General features: G+C 71.7%; 12 protein-coding genes. 9 read left to right on the top strand and 3 right to left on the bottom strand.

Annotation, left to right across the window (positions count from 1 at the left end; translation table 11 throughout):
• The first annotated feature begins 23 nt into the window (after positions 1-23).
• The 5 genes from ACIP2X_RS27315 (at position 24) to ACIP2X_RS27295 (ending at position 4,263) form a co-directional block, all read left to right on the top strand.
• Entirely contained in the window at positions 24-296 is a 273-nt protein-coding gene (locus tag ACIP2X_RS27315) for a phosphoribosyl-ATP diphosphatase (RefSeq protein ID WP_401677360.1), read from the top strand.
• A gap of 50 nt (positions 297-346) precedes the next feature.
• Positions 347-1,195 carry an ATP phosphoribosyltransferase gene (gene hisG / locus ACIP2X_RS27310; protein WP_401677358.1) on the top strand — a complete coding sequence of 283 codons (849 nt, stop codon included), beginning with the start codon at positions 347-349 and terminating at the stop codon, positions 1,193-1,195.
• A gap of 16 nt (positions 1,196-1,211) precedes the next feature.
• Positions 1,212-1,655, top strand: a complete 444-nt coding sequence (locus tag ACIP2X_RS27305; RefSeq protein ID WP_401677356.1) for a PH domain-containing protein — start codon at positions 1,212-1,214, stop codon at positions 1,653-1,655.
• A gap of 206 nt (positions 1,656-1,861) precedes the next feature.
• A complete protein-coding gene (locus ACIP2X_RS27300; protein WP_401677354.1) occupies positions 1,862-3,187 on the top strand; it encodes a hemolysin family protein in 1,326 nt (441 codons plus the stop codon).
• A complete protein-coding gene (locus ACIP2X_RS27295) occupies positions 3,184-4,263 on the top strand; it encodes a hemolysin family protein (protein ID WP_401677352.1) in 1,080 nt (359 codons plus the stop codon). Before ACIP2X_RS27300 ends, ACIP2X_RS27295 begins: the two co-directional genes overlap by 4 nt.
• 32 nt (positions 4,264-4,295) lie before the next feature.
• Here ACIP2X_RS27295 and ACIP2X_RS27290 read toward each other — a convergent pair whose 3' ends face one another.
• A complete protein-coding gene (locus ACIP2X_RS27290) occupies positions 4,296-6,155 on the bottom strand; it encodes an AAA family ATPase (RefSeq protein ID WP_401677350.1) in 1,860 nt (619 codons plus the stop codon).
• A gap of 434 nt (positions 6,156-6,589) precedes the next feature.
• Positions 6,590-7,246: a uridine kinase gene (locus ACIP2X_RS27285; RefSeq protein ID WP_401677348.1), complete on the bottom strand. Its 657-nt coding sequence runs from the start codon at positions 7,244-7,246 to the stop codon at positions 6,590-6,592.
• A gap of 159 nt (positions 7,247-7,405) precedes the next feature.
• Here ACIP2X_RS27285 and ACIP2X_RS27280 point away from each other — a divergent pair, with 159 nt between their 5' ends.
• The 3 genes from ACIP2X_RS27280 to ACIP2X_RS27270 all read left to right on the top strand — a co-directional run bounded on the left by ACIP2X_RS27280 (position 7,406) and on the right by ACIP2X_RS27270 (position 9,812).
• Complete coding sequence (locus ACIP2X_RS27280) at positions 7,406-8,782, top strand: peptidase C39 family protein (RefSeq protein ID WP_401677346.1); 1,377 nt, start codon at positions 7,406-7,408, stop codon at positions 8,780-8,782.
• A 164-nt stretch (positions 8,783-8,946) separates the two neighbouring features.
• Entirely contained in the window at positions 8,947-9,087 is a 141-nt protein-coding gene (locus ACIP2X_RS27275) for an SCO1431 family membrane protein (RefSeq protein ID WP_401677344.1), read from the top strand.
• A gap of 65 nt (positions 9,088-9,152) precedes the next feature.
• Entirely contained in the window at positions 9,153-9,812 is a 660-nt protein-coding gene (locus ACIP2X_RS27270) for a TetR/AcrR family transcriptional regulator (protein WP_401677342.1), read from the top strand.
• 74 nt (positions 9,813-9,886) lie between these two features.
• Here ACIP2X_RS27270 and ACIP2X_RS27265 read toward each other — a convergent pair whose 3' ends face one another.
• Positions 9,887-11,128, bottom strand: coding sequence for a glycoside hydrolase family 18 protein (locus tag ACIP2X_RS27265; protein ID WP_401677340.1), 1,242 nt, complete (start codon positions 11,126-11,128; stop codon positions 9,887-9,889).
• 323 nt (positions 11,129-11,451) lie between these two features.
• Here ACIP2X_RS27265 and ACIP2X_RS27260 point away from each other — a divergent pair, with 323 nt between their 5' ends.
• The gene (locus tag ACIP2X_RS27260; protein WP_401677338.1) at positions 11,452-12,624 is read left to right on the top strand and encodes an acyl-CoA dehydrogenase family protein; all 1,173 of its coding nucleotides are present in this window, start codon (positions 11,452-11,454) and stop codon (positions 12,622-12,624) included.
• Positions 12,625-12,870 lie beyond the last annotated feature (246 nt).

Here is a 12,870-nt window from a genome sequence, read left to right as displayed (position 1 = left end):
CAACCCGTAGAGTGGGCGTCACCATGTCCAAGAAGACGTTCGAGGAGCTCTTCACCGAGCTCCAGCACAAGGCCGCCCACGGCGATCCCGCCACTTCCCGCACCGCCGAGCTGGTCGAGAAGGGCGTCCATGCCATCGGCAAGAAGGTCGTCGAAGAGGCCGCCGAGGTCTGGATGGCCGCCGAGTACGAGGGCAAGGACGCGGCCGCCGAGGAGATCTCGCAGCTGCTGTACCACGTCCAGGTGATGATGGTCGCGCGCGGGATCTCCCTCGACGACGTCTACGCCCACCTCTGACCCGCCCCACAGCACCCACCGAAGCACCCCGAGCAAAGGAAGCCGACCTCATGCTGCGCATCGCCGTCCCCAACAAGGGTTCCCTCTCCGGCCCTGCGGCGGACATGCTGCATGAGGCCGGCTACCGGCAGCGCCGCGAGTCCAAGGAACTGCGGATCGTCGACCCGGTGAACGACGTGGAGTTCTTCTACCTCCGCCCCCGGGACATCGCGATCTACGTGGCCTCCGGGCAGCTCGACATCGGCATCACCGGCCGCGACCTGCTGATCGACTCCGGCGCCGACGCGGAGGAGATCCTGCCGCTCGGCTTCGCCCGCTCCACCTTCCGCTACGCCACCAAGCCCGGCACCGTCGGCGACCTTGCGGACCTCAAGGGCAAGACGGTCGCCACCTCCTACGAGGGCATCGTCGCCCGGCACCTCGGCGACAGCGGCATCGACGCCTCCGTGGTCCACCTCGACGGCGCCGTCGAGACGGCCATCCAGCTCGGCGTGGCCCAGGTCATCGCGGACGTCGTCGAGACCGGCACCAGCCTGCGCAACGCGGGCCTGGAGGTCGTCGGCGAGCCGATCATGCAGTCCGAGGCCGTCGTCATCCGCCGTACCGGCGCGGACGGCGAGGAGCCCAAGGTGCAGCAGTTCCTGCGCCGGCTCCAGGGCGTCCTGGTGGCACGGACGTACGTGATGATGGACTACGACTGCCGCGTGGAGCAGCTGGAGAAGGCCGTCGCGCTCACCCCCGGCCTGGAGTCCCCGACCATCTCGCCGCTGCACAACGAGGGCTGGGTCGCGGTCCGCGCCATGGTCCCCGCCAAGGACGCCCAGCGGATCATGGACGACCTGTACGAGATCGGCGCCCGGGCCATCCTGACCACCGCCATCCACGCCTGCCGCCTCTGAGGGACACCGCACCGCCATGTCCGACCTGCCCACGCTGCCCGTCACCTTCCGTCCGGGCCGCACCCGCGCCGTGCTGCTCACCGCCGCGGTGGTGACCTTCGTCGTCGTGTCGACGATCGCGCTGCTGCTGGACCGGCTCGGCCCCGGTGAGCGGCTCAGCTTCATCTTCACGGCCGCCATACTGGCGGGGGTGGCGGTGCTGCTCGCCCGCCCGAAGGTGGTCGCGGACGAGTCCGGCGTCACCGTCGTGAACTTCGCCAGCACCCGGCGCCTGGAGTGGGCCGAGATCGTGCAGGTGCATCTGCGGGTCGGCGATCCGTGGGTCTTCCTGGACCTCAGCGACGGCACCAGCCTGGCCGCGATCGGTATCCAGCCCGGCATCGCCAAGGCCCAGGCCATCGCCGACGCGCGGGCGCTGCGGACGCTGGTCGAGGCCCGTTCCGGGGAACATCGGGCCTGACTCGGAGCACTTCACCCTGCCGAACCGGCCGGTGTCTTGATTAATCTGTTGGCGGAGGCGTTTTCCATGACGCCTCCGCCCCTGTGGTGCCCGCCCGGCGCACAGGGGTTCCTGCGACCCGAGGAGTGACCCTCTCCGGCGATGGACGGATCGTCCTGTAGTACCTGCGCCGCCCCCTGCCGACATCGTGCTCGGGCGGCGGCATCATGACCCTCCCCCTGCTGCTTCTGGCAGCCGCGTTCCTGCTCATCCTCGCCAACGGCTTCTTCGTCGCGGCCGAGTTCGGCCTTGTGACGGTCGACCGCCCGGACGCCGAGAAGGCCGCCGCCGAGGGCGACCGACGGGCCCACCGGGTCGTCGAGTCGCTGAAGGAGCTGTCGTTCCAGCTCTCCGGCACCCAGCTCGGCATCACCATCACCTCCCTGGTCGTCGGCATGCTCGCCGAACCGGCCCTCGCCGCGCTGCTCGACGGCCCCCTCACGGCCGTCGGCATCCCCGAGGGCGCGGTGTCCGGGGTGGCCGTGGCCGTCGGCATGCTGCTGGCCTCGGCCGTGCAGATGGTCGTCGGTGAGCTCGTCCCCAAGAACTGGGCGGTCTCCCGCCCCATGCAGGTCGCGCGCTTCGTCGCCGGCCCGCAGCATCTGTTCGCACGGGTGTTCAGGCCGGTGATCGCCGCTCTGAACTCCGTCGCCAACCGGCTGGTCCGCGCCCTCGGCGTCGAGCCCACCGAGGAGCTGGCCTCCGCCCGTACCCCGGGTGAGCTCGTCTCCCTCGCCCGGCACTCGGCGCGCGCCGGGGCCCTGGAGCAGGACACCGCGGACCTCTTCGTGCGCACCCTGTCGCTCGGCGAGCTCACCGCGCAGCATGTGATGACCCCACGGGTGCGGGTGAGCGCCCTGCAGTCCTCGGCGACCGCCGAGGACGTGGTCAACCTCACCCGGGCCACCGGGCTGTCCCGCTTCCCGGTCTACCGGGAGCGCATCGACGAGGTCGTCGGCATGGTCCACCTCAAGGACGCGCTCGCCGTCTCCGCGCCGGAGCGGCTGCGCACCCCCGTCGGCCGGATCGCCAAGGCGCCCCTGCTGGTCCCCGAGACGCTCCCGGTGCAGCCGCTGCTCGCCCGGTTGCGCAGCGAGCAGCCCATCGCGGTCGTCGTCGACGAGTACGGCGGCACCGCCGGTGTGGTCACGCTGGAGGACATCGTCGAGGAACTCGTCGGCGAGGTCCGGGACGAGCACGACGGGCACGACCGGCCCGAGCTCGTGTCCGCCCCGCCCGAGGACGGCCGGCCGGCCTGGGACGCCGACGGCAGCTGCCGGGTCGACGCCCTGCAGCGCATCGGTCTCGACGTGCCCGAGGGACCCTACGAGACGGTCGCCGGCCTGGTCGCCGACCTGCTCGGACGGATCCCGGCCGCCGGCGACCGCGCCGAACTGCCCGGCTGGCGGCTGGCCGTGCGTGAGATCGGGCACTACCGCGCCGAGCGGGTACGCATCGTGCGCACCGCCCCGGTGAGGGAGGCCGTGCGATGAGTCTGCTCCAGCTGCTGTTCGCGGCGCTGCTCGTGCTCGCCAACGGCTTCTTCGTCGGCGCCGAGTTCGCCCTGGTCTCGGTGCGCCGCAGCCAGATCGAACCGCTCGGCACGACCCGGGCCCGCCAGGTGCTGTACGGCCTGGAACGCCTGCCGCAGATGATGGCCGCCGCCCAGTTCGGCATCACGATCTGCTCGCTGACCCTCGGAGCGGTCGCCGAGCCGACGGTGGCGCACCTGCTGGAACCTGTCTTCGGCCTGCTCCACCTGCCGCACGCGGTGATCCACCCCCTCGGGTTCGTCATCGCGCTGGCCACCGTCGTCTTCTTCCACCTCGTGATCGGCGAGATGGTCCCGAAGAACCTGGCGATGGCGGCGCCGGAGAAGGCGGCGCTGTGGCTCAGCCCCGGTCTGGTCGCCTTCGCCCGCGTGTGCAGGCCGATCACGGTGGCCCTCGGCGCCTGCGCCCAGGGCGTGCTGCGGCTGTTCCGGGTCGAGCCCAAGGACGAGGTCGAGGCGGTGTTCACCAGCGAGCAGCTCAACCGGCTCGTGGAGGACGCCGGCCAGGCGGGCCTGCTCGACCCCGAGGAGGCCGAGCGCCTGGAGGACGCGCTGGAACTGGGCTCCCGCCCGGTCACCGACGTGCTCCTGCGGCGCGAGTCGCTGGTGACGGTGAGCCCTTCCGTGACGCCCGGCGGGATCATCGCGCTGACCGCCCGGACCGGGTACTCCCGCTTCCCGGTGGTCGCCGAGAACGGGGCGTTCATGGGGTACCTGCACGTGAAGGACGTCCTCGACCTGGAGGAGTCGGAGCGGGCCGTGCCCCAGCACCTGTGGCGGCCCATGACGACGCTGCGCTCCGAGCTGCCGCTGGACGACGCGCTCACCGTCATGCGCCGCGCCGCCACCCATCTGGCGCAGGTGGCGGACGGTTCCGGGCGCGTGCTCGGGCTGGTCGCCCTGGAGGACGTACTGGAGCTGCTGGTCGGGGAGGTGACGGATCCGGCGCACCGGGAGCTGCCGCCCGCGCCCGTGCTGTCCGAACCCCGTACGGCCGAGGAGGTCATGGCCGGCTGAGCCGGCCCTGCGCGGCGTGGCCGCGGGGTCCGTCACATGGGTGACGGGTCCTGCGGCCCCCGGCCCGAGAGCACCTCTCCGTACGCCTGCATCAGGTCCGGCAGCCGCAGCGTCGCCAGGTCGTCGCGCGAGAGCACCCCCGGACAGGTGGACAGGCGCAGGTCCCGGTAGGCGCAGCTCTTCTCGTACAGGGTGCGCAGGAACCGCCCGTTGCCGAGCTCGTCGATCCACCCCTGGTCGACCACGTGCCCCGCGATCGACCGCAGCTCGTCCAGCGACTCCTCGTCCCACGCGTCGCCGTTCTCCGCGGCCAGCACCTCGCCGATCGCGGTGAGTTCGAGGGGGCGGTACGAGGGGAAGTCCACGCGGGTGGTGAAGCGGGAGGAGAGCCCGGGGTTCGCGGCGAGGAGGCGGTCCATGCCTTCCGGGTAGCCGGCCAGGATCACCACCAGGTGGTCCCGGTTGTCCTCGGCCCGCTTCAGCAGCACCTGGAGCGCCTCGTCGCCGTAGGCGTCCCCCTTGCCGTAGCCCGAGTTGGACAGCGAGTACGCCTCGTCCACGAACAGCACGCCGCCGAGCGCCGAGTCGATCAGTTCGTTGGCCTTGACGGCGGTCTGCCCGAGGTACTCGCCGACCAGGTCCGCCCGCTGTGCCTCCACGAGGTGGTCGCCGCCGAGCAGCCCGAGGGCGTAGAAGACCCGGCCCAGGATGCGGGCCACCGTGGTCTTGCCGGTGCCGGAGGGGCCGGAGAAGACGAAGTGGCGCTTGGGCGGCTGCACCGGCAGACCCTGACCGGCCCGCAGCCGGGCCATGTTCAGCTGTGCGGACAACGCCTTGACCTGGCGTTTGACCGGCTCCAGGCCCACCATGCGCTCCAGTTCGGCGAGCGCCTCCTCCAGCAGCCCGGGGTCGGTGGGACCGGCGGGCAGCGGCAGCGAGGGCAGCACGGTCCGCTCCCGCACCGCCGGATCGGTGACCGAGGGCGGGGGACCGGTGGGCGGCCCGGCGTCGGGCAGTCTCAGGTCCCGGCCCTCGGTGCCGAAGAGCGGATCGAGCATGTCGGGACCGTCGACCACGTCCCCCGCCCCGGTGAGCGCGATCGACGCGAAGTCGGCGGTGTCGTCGTAGCCGTCGCCCTCGGCGATCGCCGCGAGCCGGGCGGAGGTGTCCATGAAGGCCGGATCGACGCGGTGCACCGCCCGGTAGAGGGGAAGCGCCGCGGCGGAGCGGCCGGTGCCCTCGTGGGCGCGGGCCAGCCAGTAGCGCAGCTCCTTGCGCTGCGGCTGCTCGCTGCGGCAGCGCATCAGGGCCGCCGACAGCAGCGGTTCGGCCTGTCCGTACATCTCCAGGCGGACCCGGGCCATACCGCCGAAGAGGCCGGCCTCGATGCCGAGCAGCGGATCGTCGAGCAGTGGGTCGGTGTGCCGTACCAACTGCTCCCAGTCCTTGACGAGATAGGCACGGCAGGCGTGCAGGAAGCGCACCTGGCGGTCGGTGTCTATGGGGGGCAGGCCCGCGAGGGCGCGGTCCAGCTCGGGGACGTGCCGGCCGTCCAGCCAGTGCGAGGCGTGCGCGAGCAGCAGGTCGCGCGGGCTCTCCAGCACGGGTTGCACCCACCAGCCCAGCCAGTACCAGGAGTTGAGCGTGCGCCGGTGCCGGGTGCGCTGTTCACCGAAGCGGTCCCGGTGCCGGAACATCCGCAGCAGCGCGGTCGTCGTGTCCACCCGCAACGCGTGTAACCCGAGCCAGCCGTCCGCCATCGCGGGGTCCAGCCGCACCGCGGCCCGGAACTCCTCCTCCGCCTGCGGATAGGCGCCCATGGTGTACGCGTCCACGCCGCGCAGCCAGGCCAGGTCGGCCGGGGCCTCGGGGCCCTGCGTGCCGAAGTCCATCCCGTCCCCCCACAAACCATGCCCCCGCTGGTTCGCCGCCGGGCCGACGCCCGTCGGCCGACCGATGTCGAACCGCTGTGCTGCGGACCGGAGTTGCCACGGTGCGCGGAGCAGTCGTCCGCAGGTCGCACCGAGGGCATCGTACCGTCGGGTCGGTGCCCGCCGTAGGGTGCGGCAGCGGGCGTTCGGCGAGGTGGGAGCTCACGGGGCACGCCGCGCATGGTGACCGAGGGTGAGCGGATCGCGCCTCGGAGCGGCTGCCGGAAGTGAATGAGGGCAGAACGAAGCCCCCGGTCACGGGGGAACAACCGGGGGCTTCGCGTCTGTCGGCGACCCCCTGGGGCCGCACATTGAGAACGTAAGACCTGTACGGCCCCCCGGTCAAGCCGAGTTGAAGCAGTCGGCCAAGTTCAGCCGCAGGGGTCTTCACCAGTTCAGCACATTGCGGATGGCCCGTCACCGTGCGTCACATTCTGGTCCGGACCAGGCGATCCCCCAGGCCCCGGAATCACCTCATATCCCGTCCGCAACGGGCGTACCAGCATGTCGGCGAACGGGCGCGAGGGGTCCTCGTCGAAATGCCGCCGTTCCGCCTGGATCCACCCGGCCCAGAAGTCCCGCTGCTCCTCCCCGTCCCGCGACTGTCCCCGCGCCCAGGCGTCCTCGTGCGGAAACTCCAGCCACAGCAGATGCGCCAGCCACGGCCGCAGGGCACGCCGGCCGGCTCCGACGCCCTCGACGAGGACCACCGGGGCGGGCGGCAGCGGACGGGGTGGCCCGAACCGCCGGGCCCGCCAGTCGTAGGGCGCGTACCGCGCGGTCTCGCCCCGCCCGAGCGGCTCGATCACCTGGCCGATCAGGCGCTCGGTCCAGGCGAACAGCTCGTCGTGGCTGGCGATGTCGTCGAGGTGCAGCACAGGCGCGCCGCCCAGCGCGTCCGCCAACTGCCCGGCGAACGTGGTCTTTCCGGAGCCCGCGTGCCCGTCGACGCCGATCAGGCGGACGGGGCCGCAGGACGGCGGCAGCTCGCCCAGCAGACGGGCGAGCCGGGGCAGCGCGGTGGCCGGGGCAAGGCGGCAGAAGTGCGACACCTCCCCATCATCCCCCAGCTCATGCCAGTGGTCCCGACCAATATTGCCGGGCGCGGCATGCCCCGAAGTGCTGGCAGTGACGGCCTCCTGAGGCCATAGTTGGCGCACACATCCGTGCAGTGGACCTGCCCCGACTCGGACCCTGGGAGTCATCCGCCCATGAGCAGAGCCGAACAGCCGTCCCGCAGAGCCCTCCTGGCCGCAGCGGTCGCCGCCGCCGTCGCGGGCAGCGCGGGCCCGGCGGTTGCCGCCCCGTCCGCCGATGCCGAGGACCCGGTGGCGGCCGGCCTCACCAAGGTGCCCGCGCGCCTGGTCGACAACCGCTTCTGGACGACGTACGCCGACTGGCGCGCCGGAGCCACCCAGGGCACCCGTGCCGTCGACGGCACGCGCCCCGGCGTGGTGATCGCCGCACGGGCCGGCACCACCAGCTACCCCGATCCGCACACCGGCACGACCTCCACCTGGGAGTACGCGACCTGGACCGGACCGGTGCACCGGCTCACCGTCCCCGCGACGGAGGTGATCGCCTCCTGGAACGCGCACACACCGGCCGGCACCTGGATCCAGGTGGACCTGCGCGGCACCTACTCCGACGGCACGGACACGCCCTGGTACGTCATGGGCCGCTGGGCGGCCGGTGAGCAGGACATCCGGCGCACCTCGGTGGACGACCAGACCGACGGCCGAAGCACCATCTGGACGGACACCTTCTCCGTCGACGACCCGGCGTCGGGCCTGCGCCTGACCTCGTACCGGCTGCGTCTGACGCTCTACCGCAAGCCCGGCACCCGGCTCACGCCGACGGTCTGGCGGCTCGGCGCGATGGGCTCCGACGTCCCGGACCGCTTCACGGTCCCGGCGTCCGAGCCCCGCCTGGCCAAGGAGCTGCTCGTACCGAGGTACTCGCAGGAGATCCACAAGGGGCAGTACCCGGAGTACGACAACGGCGGCGAGGCCTGGTGCAGCCCGACCTCCTCGCAGATGATCGTCGAGTACTGGGGCGGCCGGCTCAGCAAGGAGCAGCTGTCCTGGGTGAACCCGGACTTCGCCGACCCGCAGGTGTGCCACGCGGCCCGGCACACCTACGACTACCAGTACGCGGGCTGCGGCAACTGGCCGTTCAACGCCGCCTACGCCGCGACCTTCCCGGGTCTGCAGGGCGTGGTCACCCGGCTCGGCTCGCTCACCGACCTCGAGGTGCTGATCGCGGCCGGCATCCCGGCCATAACGTCCCAGTCGTTCCTGGAGAAGGAGCTGACCGGCGCGGGCTACGGCACCTCGGGCCACCTGATGACCGTGATCGGCTTCACGGCCGAGGGCGACGTGATCGCGAACGACCCGGCCTCGCCGAGCAACCAGGCGGTGCGGCGGGTCTACGACCGGCGCGAGTGGGAGAACATCTGGCTCCGCACCAAGCGCTACAACGCCTCCGGCAACGTGTCCTCCGGCACCGGCGGCGTCTGCTACCTGTACTTCCCGGCGCGTCCGACCGTCCGCCAGCGGCTGGCGCTCGCGGCGGTGGGAGTGCGCTGACCTCGGCGGCGGCCGTCCGCCGCGACGCTTTGACGGCTCCCGGCAGCACGCCGGGAGCCGTTGCGCTGTGACCAACGTCTCCGTCGCAAATGCCGCCGACGATGGCAAGGTGGACAGATCGGTGGGGGGAGTCCACCGCCCGTACGACACATCAGCGAGAGATCATGAGCGCAGAGTCAGCCACCGCCGCCCGCGTCCGGACCGGCGGCCCCAAGGACGACGGCCCGAAGATCGTCGAACACATCGCGGGCTGGGCCCTCGTCGTGGTGCTCGCGATGCTCCTGACGCAGGTGGGACTGCTGTGATCTGACCGGTGGGCCGACCTGCCATACTGCGCTTGTCCCGCCACCCGTTGGAACCAGGGTCGAAATTGAATATCAGCCAACAGCGCGACGCCGTCCGGCCCCGGGCGCGCGGCACCGAGCGTTCGGCGGCTCGCCGCGCCGAACTCATCGCCATCGGGCGCAGATTGTTCTCCGACACGTCGTACGACGCGCTCTCGATGGACGACATCGCCCGGCAGGCCCACGTCGCGAAGGGGCTGATCTACTACTACTTCCAGTCCAAGCGGGGCTACTACCTGGCCATCGTCCAGGATTCGGTCACCGACCTCGTCACCTACGCCGCCGGCGGTCTGGAACTCGCCCCCGTGGACCGGGTGCACCGCACGATCGACGGCTACCTGCGCTACGCCGAGCACAACCACGCCGCCTACCGCACGATCGTCAGCGGCGGTGTCGGTTTCGACACCGAGGTGCACGCGATCCGGGACGGGGTGCGCGAGGCCATGGTGGCGACCCTCGCCGAAGGGGCGTACGGGCAACGGGAGATCGCCCCGCTCGCGCGGATGGGCCTGCTCACCTGGGTGTGCGGTGTCGAGGGCGCCACCCTCGACTGGATCGACCGCCCCGACCTCACCCGCGACACCATGCGCGAGCTGCTGGTGAAGACCCTGGGCGGCGCCATGCGCGCGATCGAGGAACTGGACCCGTCGTACCCGGCCCCGGATCCGGCCCGCCGGGACGGCTGAGACCGAAGCGGCGACGCAGACGCAGAAGGGGCGCGGGTCCACCTGGACCCACGCCCCTTCCCGCGTTCCGGCGGCTAGTTGATCGCCCTGATCAGCTCACCGTTGGCGGTGTCCCCGCTCAGCTCCCAGAAGAACGTACCGCCCAGACCCTGCTGGTTCTTGTACGTCATCTTGGTGGCGATGGTCGCCGGGGTGTCGTAACTCCACCAGTTGCTCCCGCACTTGGCGTACGCGGTGCCCGCCACCGTGCCGTTCGCCGGGCACTTGGTCTTCAGCACCTTGTAGTCCTCGATGCCCGGCTCGTACGTCCCCGCCGCCGGCCCGGTCGCCGTGCCGCCAGGTGCCGCCTGGGTGACGCCGGTCCAGCCGCGGCCGTAGAAGCCGATGCCGAGCAGCAGCTTGGACGACGGGATGCCGAGGCCCTTGAGCTTGGCGATGGTGGCCGAGCTGTGCAGGTTCGGCTTCGGGATGCCGGTGTACGAGGTCAGCGGCGAGTGCGGCGCGGTCGGTCCCGCCGCGTCCCAGGCGCCGAAGAAGTCGTACGTCATCGGGTTGTACCAGTCGACGTACGGGGCCGCCCCCGCGTAGTCGGCGGCGTCGATCTTGCCGCCTGCGGTGGCGTCGGCGGTGATCGCGGCGGTGACCAGGTTGCCGGAGCCGAACTTGGCCCGGACGGCGGCCATCAGGTTCTTGAACGCCGCCCGGCCGCTGGTGTCGCAGGTGGCGCCGCAGGCGTTCGGGTACTCCCAGTCGATGTCGATGCCGTCGAAGACGTCCGCCCACTTGGAGTTCTCGACCAGGTCGTAGCAGGACTGGGCGAAGGCCGCCGGGTTGCGCGCGGCCTCGGTGAAGCCGGCCGACCAGGTCCAGCCGCCGAACGACCACAGGATCTTGAGGTCGGGGTGCTTCTTCTTCAGCTTGCGCAGCTGGTTGAAGTTGCCGCGCAGCGGCTGGTCCCAGGTGTCCGCCACGCCGTCCACGGACTCGGCGGCGGTGTGGGCGCGGTCGGTCGCGGCGTAGGCGTCACCCATCGCGCACTTGCCGCCGGTGACGTTCCCGAAGGCGTAGTTGATGTGGGTGAGCTTGGCGCCGGAACCGGAGGTCTCGATGTTCTTGACCAGGTACTTGCGGTCGTAGGTGCCCCATTCGGTGAAGTAGCCGACGACCTTGGAGCCGGCCGCCTCCGGGGCTGCCGGGGCTGCCGGGGCGGCGGAGGCGGTGCCGAGGCCCGTCAGGAGCCCGGCGCCGAGGGCGGCGGAACAGGCGGCGGCGACGAGCGCCCGGAAGCGGACGCGGGGACTGAGGCGGATGTGCATCGGGTGGTCTCCTCGTGGGGGAGAGGGGGACTGCCGATTGGCATGAACGCGATGAGGCGTTGGTGATCCGTCACAGTAGGAGGACTAGACCAGTGGGGTCAATGGTGCGGACCAATATGACGCGGCGGGGAATTCCTGAAGTAAGCGGTCGTTAACCGGTGACGTGCTGCGTCCGATCGGGCATACTCACAGCGCGCAGCCGCTGGTCAGCAGCTTTCGTGACCCGGGAGTAGGAGCATCGGCCGCATCAGTGAGACCCGGCGGAGCCGCCCCACCCATGGCGTGCGCCCGCCGCAGCGCCCGAAAGGGAGGAGAGCGTCGCCATGCCCGACCGCGCCCCGCAGCCGGTGGACCGGCTACTGCCCACGGACGAGGCCCGGGATCTGATCTCGCTCGTCCGCGACATCGCGCAGCGCGAGATCGCCCCGCACGCGGCCGCGGAGGAGGAGGCCGGACGCTTCCCCCGCGACGTCTTCACCCTCCTGTCGCAGTCGGGGCTGCTCGGCCTGCCCTACGACGCCGAATACGGCGGCGGCGACCAGCCCTACGAGGTCTACCTCCAGGTCCTCGAAGAGCTCGCCATGGCCCGGCTGACGGTCGGCCTCGGGGTCAGCGTCCACACCCTCGCCTCCTACGCCCTCGCCGCCTACGGCACCAAGGAGCAGCAGGTCGAGCATCTGCCCGCGATCCTCGGCGGCGGCCTGCTCGGCGCGTACTGCCTCTCCGAGCCGGCCTCCGGCTCCGACGCGGCCTCCCTGCGCACCAAGGCCGTCCGGGACGGCGACGACTGGGTGATCACCGGCACCAAGGCCTGGATCACGCACGGCGGCGTCGCCGACTTCTACACCGTCATGGCCCGCACCGGCGCGGACGGTCCACGCGGCATCACCGCCTTCCTGGTGCCCGGCGACGCCGAAGGGCTGAGCGCGGCCGCCCCCGAGAAGAAGATGGGCATGAAGGGCTCGCCCACCGCCCAGGTCCACCTCGACGGTGTGCGCGTCCCGGACGCGCGGCGGCTCGGCGAGGAGGGGCAGGGCTTCGCGATCGCCCTGTCCGCGCTCGACTCCGGACGGCTCGGCATCGCCGCCTGCGCGATCGGTGTGGCACAGGCGGCGCTCGACGAGGCCGTCGAGTACGCCACCGGGCGCAGGCAGTTCGGGCGGCCGATCGCCGACTTCCAGGGGCTGCGCTTCATGCTCGCCGACATGGCGACCCAGATCGAGGCGGGCCGCGCGCTGTACCTCGCGGCGGCGCGACTGCGCGACGCCGGGCGGCCCTTCGCCCGGCAGGCGGCGATGGCCAAGCTGCACTGCACCGACACGGCCATGAAGGTGACCACCGACGCCGTCCAGATCCTCGGGGGCTACGGCTACACGGCGGACTTCCCGGCCGAGCGCTACATGCGGGAGGCCAAGGTCCTCCAGATCGTCGAGGGCACCAACCAGATCCAGCGGATGGTCATCGCCCGTCACCTGGCAGGTCCGGAGACGCGCTGAACTGACCGGCCTTGACCAGGGGCGCCGCCAGCCGGATCCATTCCGGGTCGTGGTGCCCCGGCAGGGTGCGGCCGCGGTGCGCCCAAGTGCGCATCAGATCGCGGTAGATGGGCGGGTCGGGAAGCGGCTGGGCCTGCGGCGGTGGCGGCGGGAGCGGGGTCGGCAGCGGGCGCGGGGCGTGCGGAAGCGATTCTGCGTACCGGGGAGCGAAAACGCGGTACTGACGCCCGGTCGTGGACGAGGTAG

The sequence above is a fragment of the Streptomyces sp. NPDC089424 genome (assembly GCF_044749345.1).
Taxonomy (GTDB): domain Bacteria; phylum Actinomycetota; class Actinomycetes; order Streptomycetales; family Streptomycetaceae; genus Streptomyces.
This window is presented reverse-complemented; position numbering and strand designations above follow the sequence as displayed.

Coding starts and splice junctions, on each gene's coding strand:
- ACIP2X_RS27295 (WP_401677352.1), top strand. CDS start 3,184: ATGAGTCTGCTCCAGCTGCTGTTCGCGGCGCTGCTCGTGCTCGCCAAC.
- ACIP2X_RS27305 (WP_401677356.1), top strand. CDS start 1,212: ATGTCCGACCTGCCCACGCTGCCCGTCACCTTCCGTCCGGGCCGCACC.
- ACIP2X_RS27260 (WP_401677338.1), top strand. CDS start 11,452: ATGCCCGACCGCGCCCCGCAGCCGGTGGACCGGCTACTGCCCACGGAC.
- ACIP2X_RS27300 (WP_401677354.1), top strand. CDS start 1,862: ATGACCCTCCCCCTGCTGCTTCTGGCAGCCGCGTTCCTGCTCATCCTC.
- ACIP2X_RS27275 (WP_401677344.1), top strand. CDS start 8,947: ATGAGCGCAGAGTCAGCCACCGCCGCCCGCGTCCGGACCGGCGGCCCC.
- ACIP2X_RS27265 (WP_401677340.1), bottom strand. CDS start 11,128: ATGCACATCCGCCTCAGTCCCCGCGTCCGCTTCCGGGCGCTCGTCGCC.
- ACIP2X_RS27290 (WP_401677350.1), bottom strand. CDS start 6,155: ATGGACTTCGGCACGCAGGGCCCCGAGGCCCCGGCCGACCTGGCCTGG.
- hisG (WP_401677358.1), top strand. CDS start 347: ATGCTGCGCATCGCCGTCCCCAACAAGGGTTCCCTCTCCGGCCCTGCG.
- ACIP2X_RS27280 (WP_401677346.1), top strand. CDS start 7,406: ATGAGCAGAGCCGAACAGCCGTCCCGCAGAGCCCTCCTGGCCGCAGCG.
- ACIP2X_RS27315 (WP_401677360.1), top strand. CDS start 24: ATGTCCAAGAAGACGTTCGAGGAGCTCTTCACCGAGCTCCAGCACAAG.